The sequence below is a fragment of the Polaromonas sp. genome (assembly GCF_012927455.1).
In the GTDB taxonomy this organism is placed as follows: domain Bacteria; phylum Pseudomonadota; class Gammaproteobacteria; order Burkholderiales; family Burkholderiaceae_C; genus Polaromonas.
Genome location: NZ_JABBPE010000008.1, coordinates 141,973 through 162,574 on the forward strand (window position 1 = coordinate 141,973; position 20,602 = coordinate 162,574).

Below are 20,602 nucleotides of genomic sequence, written 5' to 3' on the forward strand. Positions count from 1 at the left end.
AAGCCTGCACTGCAGGCTCGGAGCCGCGGCACACAGCCCCCTCGGGGGGCAGCGAACCACACGCAGTGGGGAGCGTGGGGGCTCAAGCTCTCAGCTGCCACGGTAGGTCGAGTAACTCCAGGGGCTGACCAACAGGGGCACATGGTAATGCTGGCGCGTGTCGGCCACGCCAAAATCCAGCGTGACCTGGTCCAGAAAGGGCGGCTCGGGCAGCGCCACGCTGCGGCTCCTGAAGTAGTCCGCCACATCAAACACCAGCCGGTACGTGCCGGCCTGCAAAGTGGCGCTGTCATAGAGCAGCCCGTCAGGGTTGCGGCCATCGTCATCTAGAACAAAACTTTTCACCAGCAGCGCCTGAACTGAAGCAGAGTTGTCTCGCGTGGTGGTGTATAGCGCGACCTTCATGCCGCCTGCCGGCGTGCCGTGCATGGTGTCCAGTACATGTGTGCTCAAGCCCATGAAATTTCCTGAAGTTTGAAGAGTGACACCGGCGTAAAAGAACTCCGGAGCCAGCAAAAGTGTATAGAGTTTTATCCTTCGGGCTATGATGATTTGATGCAATCGCCCACCCCTACTGCCTTGGTCAATGCGCCCAATCACGCTTGCGACACGGGCGCGCCCTACCCGCGCGATCTGCACGGCTACGGCCGCAAGCCGCCGCACCCGCAGTGGCCAGGCCAGGCCCGCATCGCCGTGCAGTTTGTGCTGAATTACGAGGAAGGCAGCGAAAACTCCGTGCTCCACGGCGATGCCGGTTCCGAGCAGTTTCTCTCGGAAATGTTCAACCCGCCGAGCTTTGCCGAGCGCCACTTGACGATGGAAAGCATTTACGAATATGGCGCGCGCGCGGGCGTCTGGCGCATCCTGCGTGAATTTGAAAAGCGCCAGTTGCCGCTCACGGTGTTTGGCGTCGGCATGGCCTTGCAGCGCCAGCCCGAAGTGACCGCTGCCTTTGTCGAGCTGGGCCATGAAATTGCCTGCCACGGCTGGCGCTGGATCAACTACCAAAACATCGACGAAGCCACCGAGCGCGCGCACATGCAACTGGCCTTAAACGCCATCGAGCAGCTCACCGGCACGCGGCCATTGGGCTGGTACACCGGCCGCGACAGCCCGCGCACGCGGCGTCTGGTGGCCGACGACGGCCGGCTTGAATACGACAGCGACTACTACGGCGACGACCTGCCCTTCTGGATGAAGGTGGCGCGCAGCGATGGCACCGTGGTGCCGCGCCTGGTGGTGCCGTATGCGCTGGACACCAACGACATGCGCTTTTCGCTGCCGCAGGGCTTTGCCCAGGCCGATGACTTCTTCACTTACCTGCGCGACAGCTTTGACGCGCTCTACGCCGAAGGCGCGCCCAGAGGACTGAACGCGCCCAAGATGCTGAGCGTCGGCATGCACTGCCGCCTGCTGGGCCGGCCCGGCCGCATCGTCGCGCTGCAGCGCTTTCTGGACCATGTGCAAAAGCATGAGCAGGTCTGGATCTGCCGCCGCATCGACATTGCGCGGCACTGGCAGAAGATCTATCCATATCAGGAACAACAACAGAAAAAGGAGGAAGGTTAAGGCATGGCCATCACGCTTGAACAAGTCAATGCGGCGCCGCGCGCCGAAGCGCTTCAGTTGCTCGATGGTCTGTATGAACACTCGCCCTGGGTTGCCGGCAAGGCGCTGGATGCGCGCCCTTTCCGCTCGCTGGCGCATTTGAAATACGAGATGACGCGCGTGCTGCAGCAAGCCGGCCAGGCGGCGCAACTGCGGCTGATTCAGGCGCACCCGGAGCTGGCCGGCAAGGCCATGGTGGGCCAGCAGCTCACGACGGAATCGACGCATGAGCAAAATCAAGCGGGCTTGAGCAACTGCACGCTAGAGGAGTTCAACACGCTGCAGCAACTCAACCGTGACTACAGCGCCAAATTCGGCTTTCCTTTCATCCTGGCGGTGCGTGGCCCGCGCGGTACGGGCTTGACGCGGCCGCAGATCATCGCCACCTTTGCGCGGCGCCTGCAGAACCAGCCGGATTTTGAGATTCAGGAATGCCTGCGCAACATTCACCGCGTGGTCGAACTGCGGCTCAATGACAAGTTTGCAATAGAGCCCACTTTGGGCCACGAAGTCTGGGATTGGCACGAGCAGCTGGCCCAGTACAGCGACCCGGGCTATGCCGAACAGGGCCTGCTCACGGTGACCTACCTGACCGACGCGCACCGCGCCTGCGCGCAATTCATTTCTGCGGCGATGCGCGATGGCGGCTTTGACGAGGTGCGCATCGATGCCGTGGGCAATGTGGTTGGTGTCTACAAAGCGGACATGCCCAATGCCAAAACCTTGCTTACCGGCAGCCACTACGACACCGTGCGCAACGCCGGCAAATACGATGGCCGGCTTGGCATCTTCGTGCCGATGGCCTGCGTGCGCGAATTGCAGCGCCAGCGCAAGCGCCTGCCTTTCAATGTGGAAGTCGTCGGCTTTGCGGAAGAAGAAGGCCAGCGCTACAAAGCCACTTTTCTTGGCTCGGGTGCGCTGACTGGCGACTTCAAGCCCGCGTGGCTGGAGCAGCAAGACACCGACGGCATCACGATGCGCGAGGCCATGCAGCACGCAGGCCTGTGCATTGACGACATCGCCGGGCTCAAGCGCAATCCGGCGGACTACCTCGGCTTTGTCGAGGTTCACATCGAACAGGGGCCGGTGCTCAACGAGCTGGCTATTCCCCTGGGCATCGTCACCTCGATCAACGGCAGCGAGCGCTACCTGTGCGAGATCAGCGGTGTTGCCAGCCACGCCGGCACCACGCCGATGGCGCGCCGCCGCGACGCCGCCACTGCAGCCGCCGAGCTTGCGCTGTATGTTGAACAACGCGCCGCGCAAGACATCGGTTCGGTCGGTACGGTCGGCCTGCTGCAAGTGCCAAACGGCTCAATCAACGTGGTGCCGGGGCGCTGCCTTTTTTCGCTAGACCTGCGCGCGCCGCTGGATGCGCAGCGCGACGCCCTGGCCCGCGATGTGCTGGCGCAACTCCAGGCAATTTGCCAGCGCCGGGGCGTGCACTACACGCTGGAGCTGACCGAGCGCGCCGCCGCCGCGCCCAGCGCGCCGCAATGGCAACAGCGCTGGGAGCGCGCCGTCGAGTCGCTGGGGCTTCCCGCCCACCTGATGCCCAGCGGTGCCGGCCACGACGCCATGAAGCTGCACAAGGTGATGCCGCAGGCCATGCTGTTTGTGCGCGGGCAGAATTCCGGCATCAGCCACAACCCGCTGGAGTCAACCACCAGCGACGACATCCAGCTCGCCATTGACGCTTTCGCGCGCTTGCTGGGCAACCTGGCTTTGGAAACCCCATGAGCGCCGCAACCAACTACAAACAACTTGACAACTGGATCAACGCGCACTTCGACGAGGAAGTGTGCTTCCTGCAAGAACTCCTGCGCGTGCCGACCGACACACCGCCGGGCAACAACGCCCCGCACGCCGAGCGCACCGCCGAGCTGCTTAAGGCTTTTGGCTTTGAGGCCGAAAAGTACCCGGTGCCGGCAGCCGAGGTGCAGGCCTATGGCTTGCAGTCAATCACCAACCTGATCGTGCGCCGTCAGTATGGTCAGGGTAAAACCATTGCGTTGAATGCCCACGGCGATGTGGTGCCGCCCGGCGAGGGCTGGACCCATGATCCTTATGGCGGCGAGATCGAGGACGGTAAGATCTATGGCCGCGCCAGCGCTGTCAGCAAAGGCGACTTCGCCAGCTTCACCTTTGCCGTGCGCGCCCTCGAATCACTGGGCGTCCAACTCCGGGGAAGCGTCGAGCTGCACTTCACCTACGACGAAGAATTTGGCGGCGAACTGGGGCCCGGCTGGCTGCTAAAAAACGGCCTGACAAAACCTGACCTGATGATTGCCGCGGGCTTCTCCTACGAAGTCGTGACCGCGCATAACGGCTGCCTGCAGCTGGAGGTGACGGTGCACGGCAAAATGGCGCACGCGGCGATTCCCGAGAGCGGCATCGATGCGCTGCAGGGCGCGCTGCACATCCTTAATGCGCTGTATGCGCAGAACGCGCTGTACCGGCAAGTGAGGTCCAGCGTCGCGGGCATTCAACATCCGTACCTCAACGTCGGCCGCATTGAAGGCGGCACCAACACCAACGTGGTGCCGGGCAAGGTCATGTTCAAACTCGATCGCCGCATGATTCCGGAAGAACAGCCGGCGCAAGTCGAAGCCGCCCTGCGCCAGTTGATCGCCGACTCGGCTGCAGAGTATGCGGGCATCTCGGTGAACACCAAGCGCTTGCTGCTGGCCAGGCCCATGAAACCACTGGCCGGCAACCAGCCCCTGGTGGACGCAATTCAAAAGCACGGCGAAGCGCTGTTCGGCCAAAAGATTCCTGCCATGGGCACACCGCTATACGCCGATGTGCGCCTGTACGCCGAGGCCGGGATTCCCGGCGTGCTCTACGGTGCCGGGCCGCGCAGCGTGTTGGAGTCACACGCCAAGCAGGCGGACGAACGGCTGGAACTCGAAGACTTGCGCCGCGCCACCCAGGTGATTGCCCGAACGCTGCTTGATCTGCTGCAATAGTGCTATTATTTTAATAGCTGCTTGCGCCCGTATTCATTGGGCTAGAGGCCTTTTTATTTATATTCTCGGCTGCCAGGGCCTTTTTCGTTCAAGCCTTGGGCAAGGTCTCCCACCACTGCGGGCCAAACTGTCCCTGCATGAAAGCCACAAAGGCCTGCACCTTGGCGGCGACCAGCTTGGGCGAAGGAAACACCGCGTGAATTTCCTGCTCGGGCAGCGCATGGTCTTGCAGCACTTCGACGACATGACCCGAGACCAGCGACGCCTGCGCCACGTAGCGCGGTAGCGCGGCAATGCCCAGCCCGCCGCGCGCCGCCGCCAGCACCGCCGACAGGTTGTTGGAACGCAGCCGGCCCGACACCGGCACGCTGAGGCTGTTCCCCTTGGGCTGGACAAAGCGCCAGACCTCATCGCCCTGCACGATGCTGTAAATCAGCGCAGTGTGGCCGCTCAGATCGGCCGGGCGCCTGGGCGTTCCCTGCTTCTTCAGGTACTTGGGCGACGCCACCAGCGTCCAGGGGTTCATTCCCAGAAAACGCGCGCCCAGCGACGAGTCAGCCAGCTTGCCCATGCGCAAGGCAACATCAATGCCTTGCGCCACCAGATCGGTGTAGCGGTCGTCAAAGCTCAGGTCCAGTTGCACTTGCGGATGCCTGGCCATGAAATCCAGGGCCAGCGGCACGACGACGCGACGGCCGAAGGCCACTGAGGTACCGATACGCAGCAGCCCGTGGGCCTGGCTTTGGCGCAGTTGCACCACGTTGTCGGCCTCCTCCACCTCGCGGGCGATGGATTTGCACTTCTCGTAGTAGAACGCGCCCGATTCGGTCAGGCTCACGCCGCGTGTGTTGCGGTTGAGCAGGCGCACCTGCAGGCGCGCCTCAATCGCCGCCACCTGTTTGGTCACGGTCGGCTGGGTGGTGGCAAATTCCCGTGCCGCCTTGGAGAAGCTTCCGGTCTCCACCACCCGCACAAACATCTGCATTGCAAGCAATCGGTCCATGCCTTGCATGGTAGCGATTTATTCGTTTTTGGAATAGCTTTTATGGCCGGCCGCCGTCTTCCGCCAAGGCCCGCAAATCCCTAAAGTTCAGCCAACCAAAGGAGAAAAGCAATGGCAAAAATGAAGGCCGCCATGGCCGCCGTACTGGTGATGGAAAAAGAAGGTGTGACGCAGGCTTTTGGCGTGCCAGGTGCTGCCATCAACCCGCTGTATGCAGCGCTGCGCGAGCGCCAGTCGATTGCGCACATTCTGGCGCGGCATGTGGAAGGCGCCTCGCACATGGCCGAGGGCTACACCCGCGCCAAGGCCGGCAACATCGGTGTCTGCATCGGCACCTCGGGCCCGGCCGGAACCGACATGATCACCGGGCTTTATTCAGCCATTGCCGACTCGATTCCCATTTTGTGCATTACTGGCCAGGCGCCGCGCGCCAGGATGTACAAGGAAGACTTCCAGGCTGTTGACATTGAAAGCATCTCCAAACCTGTCACCAAATGGTCGGTCACGGTGCGCGAACCCGGCCTGGTGCCGCGCGCCTTCCAGCAGGCCTTTCATTTGATGCGCTCGGGCCGTCCCGGCCCGGTGCTGATTGACCTGCCGTTTGACGTGCAGATGGCCGAGATCGAGTTTGACATCGACACTTACGAGCCGCTGCCGGTGTACAAGCCCGCCGCGTCGCGCAAGCAGATCGAAAAGGCGCTCGACATGCTGATGGCTTCAAGCAAGCCGCTGATCGTCGCCGGCGGCGGCATCATCAACGCCGATGCCTCAGAACTGCTGGTCGAGTTTGCCGAGCTGATCGGCGTTCCGGTAATTCCCACACTGATGGGCTGGGGCGCGATTCCCGACGACCACGCCTTGATGGCCGGCATGGTCGGTCTGCAAACCAGCCACCGCTACGGCAACGCGACCATGCTAGCCAGCGACTTTGTGCTGGGCATCGGCAACCGCTGGGCGAATCGCCACACCGGCTCGCCCGAGGTCTACTGCAAGGGCCGCACTTTTGTACATGTCGATATCGAGCCGACGCAGATCGGCCGCGTGTTCATGCCCGACTTGGGCATCGTCAGCGACGCCAGGGCCGCGCTTGAGTTGTTTGTTCAGGCAGCGCGCGAACGCAAGGCGGCGGGGACGCTCAGGGATTTCAGCGGCTGGGTCAGCCGCTGCACAGAGCGCAAGAAGCTGATGCACCGCAAGACGCATTTCACCGAAAAACCGATCAAGCCCCTGCGTGTCTATGAAGAGATGAACCAGGTGTTTCCGCGCGACACCATCTACGTATCGGCCATCGGCCTGAGCCAGATCGCCGGCGCGCAGTTTCTGCATGTTTACGGGCCGCGCCAGTGGATCAACTGCGGCCAGGCCGGACCGCTGGGCTGGACTATTCCGGCCGCGCTCGGCGTCGTTGTTTCGGACCCAACGCGCACCGTCGTTGGCCTGTCAGGCGACTATGACTTTCAGTTTCTTATTGAAGAGCTGGCGGTCGGCGCGCAGTTCCGCCTGCCCTATGTGCATGTACTGGTGAACAACAGCTACCTGGGACTGATCCGGCAAAGCCAGCGCGGCTTCGAGATGGATTTTTGCGTCCAGCTGGCTTTTGAAAACCAGAATATTCCCGAGAGCGAAGGCGACCTGCGCAGCTACGGCGTCGATCACCAGGCGGTGGTGCAGGGCCTGGGCTGCAAGTCGCTGCGCGTGACCGATCCTGAAAAAATCCGGTCGGCGCTGGTCGAAGCGCGGGCCATGGCGCTCAAGTACCGCGTTCCGGTGGTCGTCGAAGTAATTCTGGAGAAGGTCACCAACATCGCCATGGGCACCGAGATTGACAACATCAACGAGTTCGAAGACATCGACTGCCGCCATCCCAAGGGCTTGAAAGGGCTGGAACTGGCCGGCTTGCTGGAGTAAATCTGCACCCCTCACAACAAAGGAGATCACTATGCCGCGATTCGCCGCGAATCTCTCGATGCTCTTTACCGAGCATCCTTTTCTCGACCGCTTCGAGCGTGCCGCGCAGGCCGGCTTTGAGGCCGTGGAGTTTTTATTTCCCTACGCTTATCCCGCCGAAGACATCAGGCAGCGGCTCGACGCCAATGGCTTGACGCTAGTACTGCACAACCTGCCCGCCGGCGACTGGGACGTCGGCGAACGCGGCATTGCCTGCCATCCGGACCGCGTGTCTGAGTTCCGCGAAGGCGTGGCGCAGGCGATCGTTTATGCCAAGGCGCTGGGCGTCGGGCAACTCAACTGCCTGGCGGGCAAGGCGCCGCCGGACGTGGCCGACGAGGTGCTGCGCCAGACCTTTGTCGAAAACCTGCGCTTTGCCGCTGCCGCGCTAAAGAAATCCAGTCTGCGCTTGCTGATCGAGCCGATCAATACCTTCGACATTCCGGGCTTTTACCTCAATCGCACCGCCCAGGCGGTGTCGATTCTGGACGAGGTCGGCGCCGACAACGCCTTCGTGCAGTACGACATTTACCACGCGCAGCGCATGGAAGGCGAGCTGGCCGCAACCGTGCAGAAGTACCTGCCGCGCATCGCCCATGTCCAGTTGGCCGACAACCCGGGGCGCAACGAGCCGGGCAGCGGCGAAATCAACTATGCCTTTTTGTTCGCCCACCTCGACCGCATCGGCTACGACGGCTGGATCGGCTGCGAATACAAGCCTGCCACGACCACCGAGGCCGGCCTCGACTGGCGCCAGCGCCTGGCCAGGTAATCGACTCAAACAAGGAAACCACCACATGACTTCCCAAGCCCTGAACATCGGCTTCATCGGCCTCGGCATCATGGGCGCGCCCATGGCCGGCCAACTGATCAAGGCCGGCCACCAGCTTTTTGTCTACACACGCGGCAAAACGCCCGAGACCATTGCGACCAGCAACGCGACACCCTGCGCCAGCGGCCAGCAGGTGGCAGAACGCGCTGACCTCATCATCCTGATGGTGCCCGACACGCCCGATGTCGAGGCCGCGCTATTCGCCGAGCATGGCATTGCCGCCGGTCTGAGCAAGGGCAAGACGGTGGTCGACATGAGCTCGATCTCGCCGATTGCCACCAAAACCTTTGTGCAAAAAATCAATGCGCTGGGCTGCGACTACCTCGACGCGCCGGTCTCGGGCGGCGAAGTCGGCGCAAAAAACGCCACGCTGTCGATCATGGTCGGCGGCCCGGAAGCGGTGTTCGAGCGCGTCAAGCCGGTGTTCGAACTGATGGGCAAGAACATCACGCTGGTTGGTGGCAATGGCGACGGCCAGACCGCCAAGGTCGCCAACCAGATCATCGTCGCGCTGAACATCGAAGCGGTGGCCGAGGCGCTGCTGTTTGCCGCGCGCGCCGGCGCAGACCCGGCGCGCGTGCGCCAGGCGCTGATGGGCGGATTTGCCGCGTCAAAAATTCTTGAGGTGCATGGCGAGCGCATGGTCAAGCGCACTTTTGACCCGGGCTTTCGCATCGAGCTGCATCAGAAAGATTTGAACCTGGCGCTGTCCAGTGCCCGCGCGCTCGGCGTTTCGCTGCCCAACACCGCGATGGCGCAAGAATTGTTCAACTCCTGCGCGGCGCATGGCGGCAAGGCCTGGGACCACTCTGCGATGGTGCGGGCGCTCGAAAATATGGCGAACTTCGAGATTGGCCAGCGGACGGCTTGAGCCGAGTCGCTGACCGCATCGCTCAAAGAAAGCGCTCAAGCAGGCGGCGTGAAGCGCGGTCCAGCGCACTGATGTCGGGCACGCTGTACTGCACGCCTTGCCCGCCGGCAATCAGCAGGGCGTTACGCCCGAGCCGACGTATGTCTTCTTCACCCTTGAGCACGAAAGTCGTGTCGCCCCGGTCGGTTTCCACCGCCCAGATGCTGGGGGTGGCAAAGGTTGAAACGCTTTTCAGCCGCGTGATCTCGGGCACAAAGTCGCGCAGTGCCAGTTCTTCCTGCAGCAGCGCGCGCAGTGCGTCTGGCAAAGCCTGCAGCTGCTCTATCCAGGCCAGCTCGTGGCCTTCGGTGCTGACCAGTGAAATGCCTTCGTCCGGCGCGGCCAGGGGAAAGGCCCGCACCGGCACCACACCGGCGTGCGCTTCGCCATCAGCGCCTGTGAACAGCAGCCGGCCAGAGGCCTGGCGCTGCAGCTGAAAGACCGGGGGAAGCGAGGGTAGTGCGGGAAGGGTCGCAGCAGAATGGATCATGTTCATGGGTTGCCTGCCTGTTGGGCCGCATGCTGGGCGATATGGGCCAGCCGCGACGTGGCCTGCGCGATGCGGCTGGCCTCGGTTTCAAGGTTATCGCCTTCGCTGTCGACCTGCCGCGCCTGCGCTTCGTAGAGCCGCCAGTAATGCCCCTGGCGCGCCATCAGTTCATCGTGCGGCCCGACCTCCACCACCTGGCCACGGTCCATCACCACCAGCCGGTCGGCCTTGTGCAGAGTGGACAGGCGGTGGGCGATGGCAATCGTGGTGCGGCCCTGAACCAGGTTGTCGAGCGCGCGCTGGATTTCCTTTTCGGTCTCGGTGTCCACCGACGAGGTGGCTTCGTCCAGGATCAGGATGCGCGGGTCAATCAGCAAGGCGCGCGCAATCGAAATGCGCTGGCGTTCACCACCCGACAGACCCTGGCCGCGCTCGCCCACCAGTGAGTCGTAACCCTGGGCCAGGCGCAGGATGAATTCATGCGCATGGGCGGCGCGCGCCGCCGCCACAATGTCGGCGCGCGTGGCGCCGGGCTTGCCGTAGGCGATGTTTTCCGCGATGGTGCCAAAAAACAGAAAAGGCTCTTGCAGCACCAGCCCGATGTTGCGGCGGTAGTCGGCCACTGCAAAACGCCGGATGTCGGTGCCGTCCACGCTGATGGTGCCGTCGGTCACGTCATAAAAACGGCACAGCAGGTTGACCAGTGTGCTTTTGCCCGAGCCGCTGTGGCCGACCAGGCCAATCATCTCGCCGGGCCGTATCTGCAGATCAAGGCCGCGAATGACGGAGCGGTTGCCATAGCGAAAGCCCAAACCTTTCATCTCGATGCGCCCCTGCAGCGCGCCTATCTTCACCGGCTGGACCGCCTCGGGCACGTTGGAGACATGGTCAAGAATGTCAAAGATGCGCTTGGCGCCGGCCGCCGCCTTTTGCGTCACCGAGACAATCCGGCTCATGGAATCGAGCCGGCCATAAAAGCGGCCGATATAGGCGATAAAGGCGGTCAGCACGCCGACGGTGATCTGCTGGCGCGACACCAGCCAGATGCCAAAGGCCCACACCACCAGCAGGCCGATTTCCGTTAGCAGTGATACCGTGGGCGTGAACAGCGACCAGGTCTTGTTGAGCTTGTCGTTGGCCGCCAGATTGAGCTGGTTGACCTCGCGAAAGCGCTGGGCTTCGCGCTTTTCCTGGGCAAAGGCCTTGACCACGCGGATGCCGGGAATCGTGTCGGCCAGCACATTGGTCACATCGGACCAGACACGGTCAATTTTCTCAAAACCGGTGCGCAGCTTGTCGCGCACCACATGAATCATCCAGGCAATAAACGGCAAGGGCAAAAACGTCACCACGGCCAGCCACGGGTTGACAGAAAACAAGATGACGGCGGTCATGCCAATCATCAGCACGTCGGTGGCAAAGTCCAGCGCGTGCAGCGACAGGAAGACGCAGATGCGGTCAGTCTCAGAGCCGATGCGCGACATCAAATCGCCAGTCCGCTTGCCACCAAAGTAATCGAGCGACAGCTCCAGCAGATGGTCAAACGTGGCCGTGCGCAGGTCGGCGCCTATGCGCTCGGACACCAGCGCCAGCATATAAGTGCGCGCCCAATTGAGGGCCCAGCCGAGCACCGCCGCACCGAGCAGGCCGCCCAGAATCAAGCCCACCTTGCCGGGCTCGATTTGCTGGCCGTTCTGGAACGGAATCAGGATGTCGTCCATCAGCGGGATGGTCAGGTAAGGCGGCACCAGCGTGGCCGCAGTCGATGCCAGCGTCAGCAAAAACCCGGCCAGCAGCTGGTAGCGGTAAGGCTGGGCAAAACGCCACAGCCGCAGCAGCACCCAGGTGGAGGGCGGCGTGTGCTGCTCACGGGCGCAGGCCGGGCATTCCTCAGTGTCGGGGGGCAGCGGCAAATCGCATTCCGGGCACAAGGCGACTTCTTCGGCCGGCGACTGCTGCGGATCTGCCGGGCTTGCAGCGGCCGGGGCGTCGGCGCGGGCCAGTGCTTGCTGCTGAACAAACAGCCGCACCAGGCGCCGCGCTTGCACGTTGACCGCAAGGGTGAAGCGCCAGCTGGCAAGCCGCTGGTGCGCGTCACACAGTTCCAGCGTGCCCACGCCGGCATGGTCAAAATGGCGCAGCGCCAGCCCGGCTGCCGGGCCGTCGGCCGCGCCCAGCAAGGGCCAGCTGCTCCATTCGCCTTGCGGCCCGCGCGCCAGCAGGCGGCGATCTGTCAGGGCCAGCAGACCTTCGGCAAAGCGAAGTTGCTGGTCCAGGTCAACCACCAGGGTGCACAGAACGTTTTCCTGAGTTGCAAGTTGTGAACGTAGCCCTGCCAGCGCAGGGTCATTAGGAACGGCGTCGTCCACTGGGTGGTTATGTTGCATTGTGTTTATAAATTCCTGGCGTCCAGTACCTGGCATGGCCTTTTCGGGCGGCTGCAGGTCCAGCGCCGGCAGAAGTTGAAACGGCGCACAATTCGGGCCGGATCGTGCATTTTCGCCGAAGCTGGCAGCTGGCGGCTTTTGTGCACTCCGCCGCGCCTGGCGAAGCGGTTTAAGCTGCAACAATTGCGCTTGACCCGCTGCCCCCTCCCAACTGCGGTAATCCCGCACAGCGAGACAGTCAGAGCCCACCCCTCATACCCCTACCGGCGCATCAACAGTCCGGACTTAAAAGCTAGCACCGGCACCGCCGGTTGACCTCGAAAACTCTGCAGAACATGAGCAAACAGGACGACATCACGCTGCTGCGTATCAATTACTTGCGCGGCCCCAACATCTGGACGTACCGACCGGTCCTTGAGGTATGGCTGGACCTGGGGGCGCTGGAGGACTTTCCCACCGACCAGTTGCCGGGCTTCAATGACCGGCTGGTCGCCTTGCTACCGGCCTTGCGCGAGCACCACTGCGGCATCGGCGAGCGCGGCGGCTTTTTGCAGCGGCTGCAGGAAGGCACCTGGCTGGGTCACGTACTCGAGCATGTGGTGATCGAGCTGCTCAATCTGTCTGGCATGCCGACCGGCTTTGGCCAGACCCGCAGCACCTCGCAACGCGGCATTTACCGCATGGTGTTTCGCGCCAGAGACGAGCAGGTGGCGCGCACGGCGCTGGCCGAGGGCCACCAGCTGCTGATGGCGGTCCTCCACGACCTGCCCGACAAGCCCTACAGCCCAGCGGACGTGCAGGCTGCCGCCGACAGAATTCGCAACCAGGTCGATGACTGCTACCTCGGACCCAGCACCGCCGCCATCGTGGTGGCTGCCACCGCCAGGGGCATTCCACACATCCGCCTGAATGACGGCAACCTGGTGCAGCTGGGCTATGGCGCCAGCCAGCGCCGCATCTGGACCGCCGAGACCGAATTCACCAGCGCGATTGCAGAGGGCATTGCCCACGACAAGGATCTGACCAAAAACCTGCTGGCCACCTGCGGCGTGCCGGTACCCGAAGGCGAAATAGTCAGCAGCGCGGCGCAGGCCTGGGTCGCCGCACAAGACATCGGCTTGCCGGTGGTCGTCAAGCCATCTGACGGCAACCATGGCCGCGGCGTGTCGCTGGACCTGAAAACGCAAGCTGAAGTGGAGGCCGCCTTTGAGGTGGCGCAGCGCCATGGCAGCGAAGTCATGGTCGAACGCTTTGTGCGTGGCAATGAACACCGACTGCTGGTGGTGGGTGGCCGCGTGGTGGCTGCGGCGCGCGGCGAAGCCGCCTGGATCACCGGCGACGGCAGCTCGAGCGTGCTGCAGCTGGTTGACGCGCAGCTCAACACCAACCCCAGGCGCGGCGTCGGCGAAGACTTTCCGCTGAGCCGGATCAATACCGAGACGGACGGCGCCATCGTGCTGGATCTGCAGCGCCAGGGCCTGAGTCCCGAGGCGATACCGGCCGCTGGCCGCGACGTGCTGATCCAGCGCAACGGCAATGTCGCCATCGACTGCACCGACGAAGTTCATCCCGAGGTGGCGCATATCGTGGCGCTGGCAGCGCGCGTGGTCGGCCTGGACGTGGCCGGCATTGATGTGGTGGCGCAAGACATCGCGCAACCGCTGCATGGGCAGGGCGGCGCGATTGTCGAGGTCAACGCCGGCCCCGGACTGCTGATGCACCTCAAGCCGGCCGAAGGCGCACCGCGCCCGGTCGGCCGCGCGATCTGCGAACACCTGTTCCCCGTCAGCGCCGACAGTGCCGATAGCCCGGACGACGGCCGTACCGGCCGCATTCCCGTCGTCGGCATCGCCGGGTCCGAGGGCACCCAGTGCGTGGCGCGGCTGGTAGCCTGGCTGCTGCACCTGTCGGGCCGTTACACCGGCCTGGCCTGTCGCGACGGCCTGTTTCTGGACCAGCGCTGCGTCGACCACGCCGACTGCACGAATTGGGAAGCCGGCCAGCGCCTGCTCATGAACCGGGCGGTGCAGGCCGCCGTGTTTGAAAACGGCGCTGACACTATTTTGCGCAGCGGTCTGCCTTACGACCGTTGCCAGGTCGCCGTCGTGACCGATCTGTACGGCGCCGAAGCCCTGGCCGAATTCGACATCCTTGAGGACGAGCAGATGTACAAGGTGATGCGCTCGCCGGTGGACGTGGTGCTGCCCGGCGGCGCCGCCGTGCTCAATGCCGACCATGCGCTGCTGGTGGAGATGAAAGCGCTGTGCGATGGCGAAGTGATTTTCTACAGCAGCGATCCCGATGCGCCGGCGATTGCAGCGCACCGCGCCGACAACGGCCGCGCCCTCTTCGTGCGCCGGGACCAAGTGGTATTGGCCAACGGCGCCACACAAACCGTGTTGTCCGGGCTGGGCAAGCTGAGCAGCTGGCGCGAACGACACGCGCACCACAAGATTTCCGAAAATACGCTGTTGGCAGCCATAGGCACCGCCTGGGCCCTCGGCATTCCGCTCAAGCTGATCAGTGCCGGCATGGAAGCCTTCGAACTCAATGAAAAACCTGCCGGGAGGGCAGCCTGATGGACGTGTCGCGTATCAGGGCCTTGCGTGGCCCCAACCTGTGGAGCCGCCACACCGCGCTCGAAGCCGTCGTGGCCTGCAGCGCCGCCGAGCGTTCTGTCGACGCCCTGCCCGGTTTCGAGCCACGTGTGCGCGCGCTCTTCCCCGCCATGGGCGCGCTGCGCCAGACCGGCCACGCCGGCCCGGTGTCGCTGGCCCATGTGCTGGAAGCGGCGGCGCTTGAATTGCAGGCCGCTGCAGGCTGCCCCGTCACCTTCAGTCACACCGAGGTCACGTTCGAGGCGGGCATTTATCAGGTCGTGGTCGAGTACAGCGAAGAGGCGGTGGGCCGCCTGGCGCTCGAGCTGGCGCAGGCGCTGGTGCAGGCCGCCCTCAATGACATTAGCGACGGCGCGTTTGATCTGGAGCAAGCGATTGCCCAACTGCGCGCGCTCGATGAAGACGAACGGCTCGGGCCCAGCACCGGGGCGATTGTTGATGCGGCAGTGGCGCGCGGCATTCCGTACCGCCGTCTGACCAAGGGCAGCATGGTGCAGTTTGGCTGGGGCGCGCACCAGCGACGCATTCAGGCCGCAGAACTTGACGCCACCAGCGCCGTCGCCGAAGCCATCGCGCAGGACAAGGACCTCACCAAAAAACTGCTGCGCGCTGCAGGCGTACCGGTGCCTTTGGGCCGGCCGGTCACAGACATCGACGACGCCTGGGCCGCTGCCCAGCAGATCGGCATGCCGGTCGCGGTCAAGCCGCAAGATGGCAATCAGGGCAAGGGCGTGACCGTCAATGTCGCCAGCCACGAGCACATGACCATCGCCTACCAGGCGGCAGCCGAGCATGGCGCGGTGATGGTCGAAAAGTTTTTGCCGGGCAGCGACTTCCGCCTGCTGGTGGTGGGCGACAAGCTGGTGGCGGCGTCGCGACGCGAGCCGCCGCAGGTGGTGGGTGACGGCAAGCACAGCGTGCGCGAACTGGTGGACATCGTCAACCTGGACCCACGGCGCGGCGAAGGCCATGCCACCTCCCTGACCAAAATCCGCTTTGACGACATCGCCGTGGCGCAGCTGGCCGCGCAGTCGCTCATGCCCGACGCGATTCCGGCCAAGGGGCGCCGCGTTGTTCTGCGCAACAACGCCAACCTGAGCACCGGCGGCACCGCCACCGACGTCACCGACGACGTGCACCCCGCTGTAGCCGCGCGTGCCGTGGCGGCGGCGCAGATGGTCGGCCTGCACATCTGCGGCGTCGATATGGTGTGCGAAAGCATTCACCGGCCGCTGGAAACGCAAAGCGGTGGCGTGGTCGAGGTCAATGCCGCGCCCGGCTTGCGCATGCACCTGTCGCCGTCCTATGGCAAGGGCCGCGCCGTCGGCGTCGCCATGATCAATGAGCTGTTCCCGCCCGGCCATGACGGCCGCGTGCCGGTGATTGCCGTGACCGGCACCAACGGCAAGACCACCACGACGCGGCTGATTGCCCACCTGCTGGCGGCGCACGGGCTGCGCACCGGCATGACCAACACCGACGGCGTCTACATCAATGGCCGGCAGACCGACAGCGGCGATTGCAGCGGGCCCAAAAGCGCGCGCAATGTGCTGATGCACCCCGATGTGGATGCCGCGGTGTTTGAAATTGCGCGCGGCGGCGTGCTGCGCGAAGGCTTGGGCTTTGACCGTTGCCAGGTGGCAGTGGTCACCAACATCGGCAGCGGCGACCATCTGGGGCTGAACTTCATTACCAGCGTGGAAGACCTTGCGGTGCTCAAGCGCGTGGTCGTGCAAAACGTCGCGCCCAACGGTTATGCGGTACTCAACGCGGCCGACCCCATGGTCACGGACATGGCCCCGAGTTGCCCCGGCAAGGTGATTTTTTTCGCCGCCGACCGGCATCACCCGCTGATGGCGACGCACCGGGCGCAGGGCAAGCGCGTTGTCTATGTGGCCGGGCCCCTGCTGGTTGCCGCTGAAGGCGCCTGGGTTGAGCGCATTGCGCTACACACCATTCCGGTCACGCGCGACGGCAGCATCGGCTTTCAGGTTGAAAACGTCATGGCTGCCGTGGCAGCGGCGTGGGCCGTGGATATCGGCTGGGACGCCATCAAAAGCGGGCTGGCGAGCTTTGTCAACGACGCACACAACGCCCCGGGCCGCTTCAATGTGATGGACTACCGTGGCGCCACGGTGATTGCCGACTACGGCCACAACCCCGACGCCATGCGCGCCCTGGTAGCGGCCGTGGACGCCATGCCGGCGACGACCGGACAGCGCCGCAGCGTGGTGATCAGCGGTGCCGGCGACCGGCGCGACAGCGACATCCGCGACCAGACAGTGATTCTCGGCGCCGCCTTTGACGATGTCATTCTTTACCAGGATGCGGCCCAGCGCGGCCGCGCCGACGGCGAAGTGTTGGCGCTACTGCGCGCCGGTCTGGAAGGCCCCGACCAGCCCAGCCGCACCCGACGCATCGATGAAATTCGCGGCGAGTTCCTGGCCATTGACACGGCGCTGGCCCGCCTGCAGCCCGGTGACTTGTGCCTGATCCTGGTCGACCAGGTGCAGGAAGCACTGGCCCACCTGGCCACGCGTGTGAAGGAAGCCAAGGAGCCAGCGAGCGTGCCCTGAGCTGATCGACTTCGGTCAGATTTGCGGGACAGCCTTTCGGCCCGCACCGAAAAGCCTGCCAGGACCAAAATTCCAGGAAAACGTGGCTGTAGCCCATATAAATCGGGCGCTGACAGCTATTTTTTTCATAGCAAATAAAACGCACATCAGCGTTCGTACCGACCCATGAACTGCCGTAACACAGGCTGTGCAGCAACCCAAGCAGGCGGTCGCGAGATCTGCCTGAAAGATTTGTCCTACAACCAAACAGGCGAGTAGCACAGGGTAACTGCCCCATTGTCTTGCACTCCAAACGGGTTTGCTGCCGCACACTTATTGCTCATAAACAGAAGAGTAAGGATGAACCCCATGATTTCATTAAGGTGTTTCGACTCGGTTCGCTTCAATCAAATCGGCAAAATCGCCGCTTATGCCGGACTGGCTGCCCTGCTGTCCATGACGGCTGCCACTGCGCAGATCGCTTCCGGCACCACCGGCATTGATGCCACGGGCAATGCCCAGAGCGAGTTGGCCGCCTGCAACAGCGGCAAAACCCAGCAAGATAAAACGACCTGCCTGACTGAGGTGAAAAACGCCAATGCTGCCAAGCGCGCCGGTCAGGTAGACAACAGCGGCGGCCAGTTTGCCGCCAATGCCTTGAAGCGCTGCGACGTGCTTAAGGGTGAAGACCGCATTGCCTGCCAGGCGCGTATTCAGGGACTGGGCAGCAACGACGGCAGTGTTGCCAGCGGCGGCGTGGTGCGCCAAATCGAATCGGTGGTGGTGCCTGCCGACGCCGGCAGTACGCTGACGATTCAGCCAAAAAGTCCAACCAACAGCATTGTGGTGATTCCAGCACCGCAATAACAGTGCAACTGGCTTCTTCCGGAGTTTGATGAATTTAACGGAGGAAGCAGAAGCAGAGTGGGCCGCTTGCGGCCCACTTTTTTTGGGGCTCAGCCATTGAGCACCGCCGCGCGGGCCGCAACAACCAGGTCTGGTTTTTGGTCTGATTGGCTTGGCGCGGTACATGCAGCGTATGCCTTACCATCGACGGCTCCCCGGAGTGAAAGCCGAACGCGCGCTTTTCACCAAAGCCCGAACCGCGCAGCCCCTCCGCCCAATGACCACGACCGAAATTTTTCTGATCGCCATGGCGATCATTTTTACCGTCCCCTACCTGATCTGGCGCGTCGGCAACACTGACTACTACGCGCCTCTGGTGGTGGTGCAGATCATGACGGGCATCCTGCTCGGCCCCGGCATTTTGGGCAATATCTTTCCCGACTACTACGCGTTTGTCTTCAATGCACCGGTGGTGCAATCACTCAACGGCATCGCCTGGTGGGCGGTGATGGTTTTTGTCTGGATCGCCGGCATCGAGCTCGATCTGAAAAAGGCCTGGGCGCACCGCCGCGAGAGCAGTATCACCGCTGGCCTGGCGCTGGGCACGCCGCTGCTTTTCGGCTGTGTGGCCGCCGCCGGCATGCTGATGTACGCAGGCTGGCTCGGGCCGCACGGCACCCGCTGGCAGTTTGTGTTGGGCGTTGGCATGGCCTGCGCCGTCACCGCGCTGCCGATTTTGATCCTGCTGATGGAAAAGCTCGCCATCTTGCGTCAGCCGATCGGCCAGCGCATCTTGCGTTACGCCAGTCTGGACGACATCGCGATCTGGGGCGTGCTGGCGCTGATCCTGATGGACTGGCAGCGCGTCGGCAAGCAGGCGGCGTTTCTGGCGGTCTTCGCGACGCTGGGCTATGCCTTCAGAAAGCTGATGCGCTGGCTGCCCGAGCGCGACCGCTGGTACGCTGGCCTGGTCTGGCTGATCGTCTGCAGCCTGGGCGCCGATTGGGCCGGTCTGCACTTCATGGTCGGCGCCTTTCTGGCTGGCGCCATCATGGACGGCGAATGGTTCAACCAGGCGCACATGGACCTGCTGCGCCACCATGTGCTGCTGGTCATGATGCCGGTGTTTTTTCTCAGCACCGGCTTGCGTACCAACTGGACGCTGGGTGGCGCGGCGGTTTTTGTCGCCGCGGCTGTGTTGCTGGTGGCATCGGTGTCCGGCAAGCTGATCGGCACACACCTTGCCGGCAAGGTCTTGAACTGGGCGCCCGGCGAAAGCTCGATCATTGGCTGGCTGCTACAGACCAAGGCGCTGATCATGATCATCTTCGCCAACATCCTGCTCGACAAGGGCATCATCTCCCCCGAAACTTTCACCGCCCTGCTGTTGATGGCGATTGCCAGCACCATGCTGACGGTGCCAGTGGTGGCGCCCCGGCTGCAGCGCATGAAAGAGATGGTTTTCCGCGCGACCTGACCGCGGCCAGCAGCATGGCCAGCGCGCCCTCAGGCGTGCAAGCTGCCGGACATTTGCTATGTAAATGATAGCTGCTAGCGCCCGTCCTAATTGGGCTAGAGGCCTATTTGATGTCTAAATTTGCCCGCCATGGTTGGTCGCCAACCCAGGCAACCCCAGAAGTTCCCTTGTGCCCTGACTTGGTCAATCGCGATCACCGCTGTCGTTGGCGTCATGGATGATCCTGACCAGATTTCTGGAGGTACCCATTGCACCCCACGGCGAACTACCGGCAAGGATCAGTCACCCCTGACTTGTGGTGATTTAATTTAGAAAGACACAACGATAGGTTTTTTCAAACCTAAATGGCGGTAGAAGTGAACAAGCAAAAAATCCCGAAGAACGTTTGATGCAGAGCAGCAGGGCCAAAGCGGCATCGGCAAACCGCTCACGGCAGAGCACCAGCGCATCAGGCAGCTGGAAACTGAGAACGGGCAACTGAAAACCTGCAACTGCGAGGCGATGTTGAGATATTAAGAAAAAGCATCGGCCTTCTTCGCCCGAGAACTCCGATGAGCTACAAGCTCGTTTGAAAACTTGCAAAAGAAGGCCGTGCCGCAATAACCGTTAGCCAGGCGTGGCGCATCCTTGCGGTCAGCCGCTCAAGCTATTACGCAGCAGCAAAGCGGCACCGGACTGCCCCGAGGGTGTGCGCCGCCAGCGTTCATTTGAGGGCTGCTTTTGCGGCCAGCGGTCGCACCTAGGGCAGTCGCAGGCTGTGCGCTGCGCACGCGGGGGGCGTGACGATGGGGCGCCACAGGGTACGCAGCTTGATGCGCGCCAACGGGCTGCCCTCGGGTAGTCCGCTTCTGTCGCCCTGCTTGCGAACGGGAATGTTCCGAATGGGCGCGTCGCGTTGGCGAAACAACGGCTGCGAACCGCACGATGCGGATAGCCATGACGCTCAAGCCAATCAGGCGG

At 63.1% G+C, this 20,602-nt stretch carries 14 protein-coding genes; 10 read left to right on the top strand and 4 right to left on the bottom strand.

Annotated features, from left to right (window positions below; genetic code table 11):
* Nucleotides 1–90: 90 nt before the first annotated feature.
* Nucleotides 91–459: a hydroxyisourate hydrolase gene (uraH, locus tag HHJ18_RS09215; protein ID WP_296914279.1), complete on the bottom strand. Its 369-nt coding sequence runs from the start codon at nt 457–459 to the stop codon at nt 91–93.
* Between the two features lie 96 nt (nt 460–555).
* Between uraH and puuE the strand changes: the two genes are divergently transcribed.
* The 3 genes from puuE to HHJ18_RS09230 are packed head-to-tail and all read left to right on the top strand — an operon-like array spanning nt 556 to nt 4,577.
* The gene (gene puuE / locus HHJ18_RS09220) at nt 556–1,569 is read left to right on the top strand and encodes an allantoinase PuuE (protein ID WP_296914282.1); all 1,014 of its coding nucleotides are present in this window, start codon (nt 556–558) and stop codon (nt 1,567–1,569) included.
* Nucleotides 1,570–1,572: 3 nt separating this feature from the next.
* On the top strand, nt 1,573–3,348 hold the full coding sequence (uraD, locus tag HHJ18_RS09225) for a 2-oxo-4-hydroxy-4-carboxy-5-ureidoimidazoline decarboxylase (protein WP_296914285.1): 1,776 nt from the start codon (nt 1,573–1,575) through the stop codon (nt 3,346–3,348).
* Nucleotides 3,345–4,577, top strand: a complete 1,233-nt coding sequence (locus tag HHJ18_RS09230; RefSeq protein ID WP_296914287.1) for an ArgE/DapE family deacylase — start codon at nt 3,345–3,347, stop codon at nt 4,575–4,577. Before uraD ends, HHJ18_RS09230 begins: the two co-directional genes overlap by 4 nt.
* A gap of 88 nt (nt 4,578–4,665) precedes the next feature.
* Here HHJ18_RS09230 and HHJ18_RS09235 read toward each other — a convergent pair whose 3' ends face one another.
* A complete protein-coding gene (locus HHJ18_RS09235; protein ID WP_296914290.1) occupies nt 4,666–5,580 on the bottom strand; it encodes a LysR family transcriptional regulator in 915 nt (304 codons plus the stop codon).
* A 111-nt stretch (nt 5,581–5,691) separates the two neighbouring features.
* Between HHJ18_RS09235 and gcl the strand changes: the two genes are divergently transcribed.
* From gcl to glxR, 3 genes are read left to right on the top strand one after another with little or no spacing between them, the layout of a single operon-like run.
* Nucleotides 5,692–7,488, top strand: coding sequence for a glyoxylate carboligase (gene gcl, locus HHJ18_RS09240; protein WP_296914292.1), 1,797 nt, complete (start codon nt 5,692–5,694; stop codon nt 7,486–7,488).
* A gap of 31 nt (nt 7,489–7,519) precedes the next feature.
* The gene (gene hyi / locus HHJ18_RS09245) at nt 7,520–8,299 is read left to right on the top strand and encodes a hydroxypyruvate isomerase (RefSeq protein ID WP_296914295.1); all 780 of its coding nucleotides are present in this window, start codon (nt 7,520–7,522) and stop codon (nt 8,297–8,299) included.
* Nucleotides 8,300–8,324: 25 nt separating this feature from the next.
* Entirely contained in the window at nt 8,325–9,230 is a 906-nt protein-coding gene (gene glxR / locus HHJ18_RS09250) for a 2-hydroxy-3-oxopropionate reductase (protein WP_296914297.1), read from the top strand.
* Nucleotides 9,231–9,252: 22 nt separating this feature from the next.
* Here the strand turns inward: glxR and HHJ18_RS09255 are convergent, their stop codons facing one another.
* Both HHJ18_RS09255 and HHJ18_RS09260 read right to left on the bottom strand, forming a co-directional pair.
* Nucleotides 9,253–9,759, bottom strand: a complete 507-nt coding sequence (locus tag HHJ18_RS09255) for a DUF1854 domain-containing protein (protein WP_296915168.1) — start codon at nt 9,757–9,759, stop codon at nt 9,253–9,255.
* 2 nt (nt 9,760–9,761) lie between these two features.
* The gene (locus HHJ18_RS09260) at nt 9,762–12,146 is read right to left on the bottom strand and encodes an ABC transporter ATP-binding protein (protein ID WP_296914300.1); all 2,385 of its coding nucleotides are present in this window, start codon (nt 12,144–12,146) and stop codon (nt 9,762–9,764) included.
* A gap of 335 nt (nt 12,147–12,481) precedes the next feature.
* On the opposite strand from HHJ18_RS09260, the gene cphA (HHJ18_RS09265) reads away from it, so the two are divergent.
* From cphA (HHJ18_RS09265) to HHJ18_RS09280, 4 genes are all read left to right on the top strand, one after another.
* Nucleotides 12,482–14,725 (top strand): cyanophycin synthetase, encoded by a 2,244-nt coding sequence (gene cphA, locus HHJ18_RS09265; protein ID WP_296914302.1) that lies wholly within the window; start codon nt 12,482–12,484, stop codon nt 14,723–14,725.
* Nucleotides 14,725–17,340: a cyanophycin synthetase gene (cphA, locus tag HHJ18_RS09270; RefSeq protein ID WP_296914304.1), complete on the top strand. Its 2,616-nt coding sequence runs from the start codon at nt 14,725–14,727 to the stop codon at nt 17,338–17,340. Before cphA (HHJ18_RS09265) ends, cphA (HHJ18_RS09270) begins: the two co-directional genes overlap by 1 nt.
* Before the next feature lie 339 nt (nt 17,341–17,679).
* On the top strand, nt 17,680–18,186 hold the full coding sequence (locus tag HHJ18_RS09275) for a hypothetical protein (RefSeq protein WP_296914306.1): 507 nt from the start codon (nt 17,680–17,682) through the stop codon (nt 18,184–18,186).
* Between the two features lie 256 nt (nt 18,187–18,442).
* Nucleotides 18,443–19,642: a cation:proton antiporter gene (locus tag HHJ18_RS09280; protein WP_296914308.1), complete on the top strand. Its 1,200-nt coding sequence runs from the start codon at nt 18,443–18,445 to the stop codon at nt 19,640–19,642.
* The last annotated feature ends 960 nt before the right edge of the window (nt 19,643–20,602 follow it).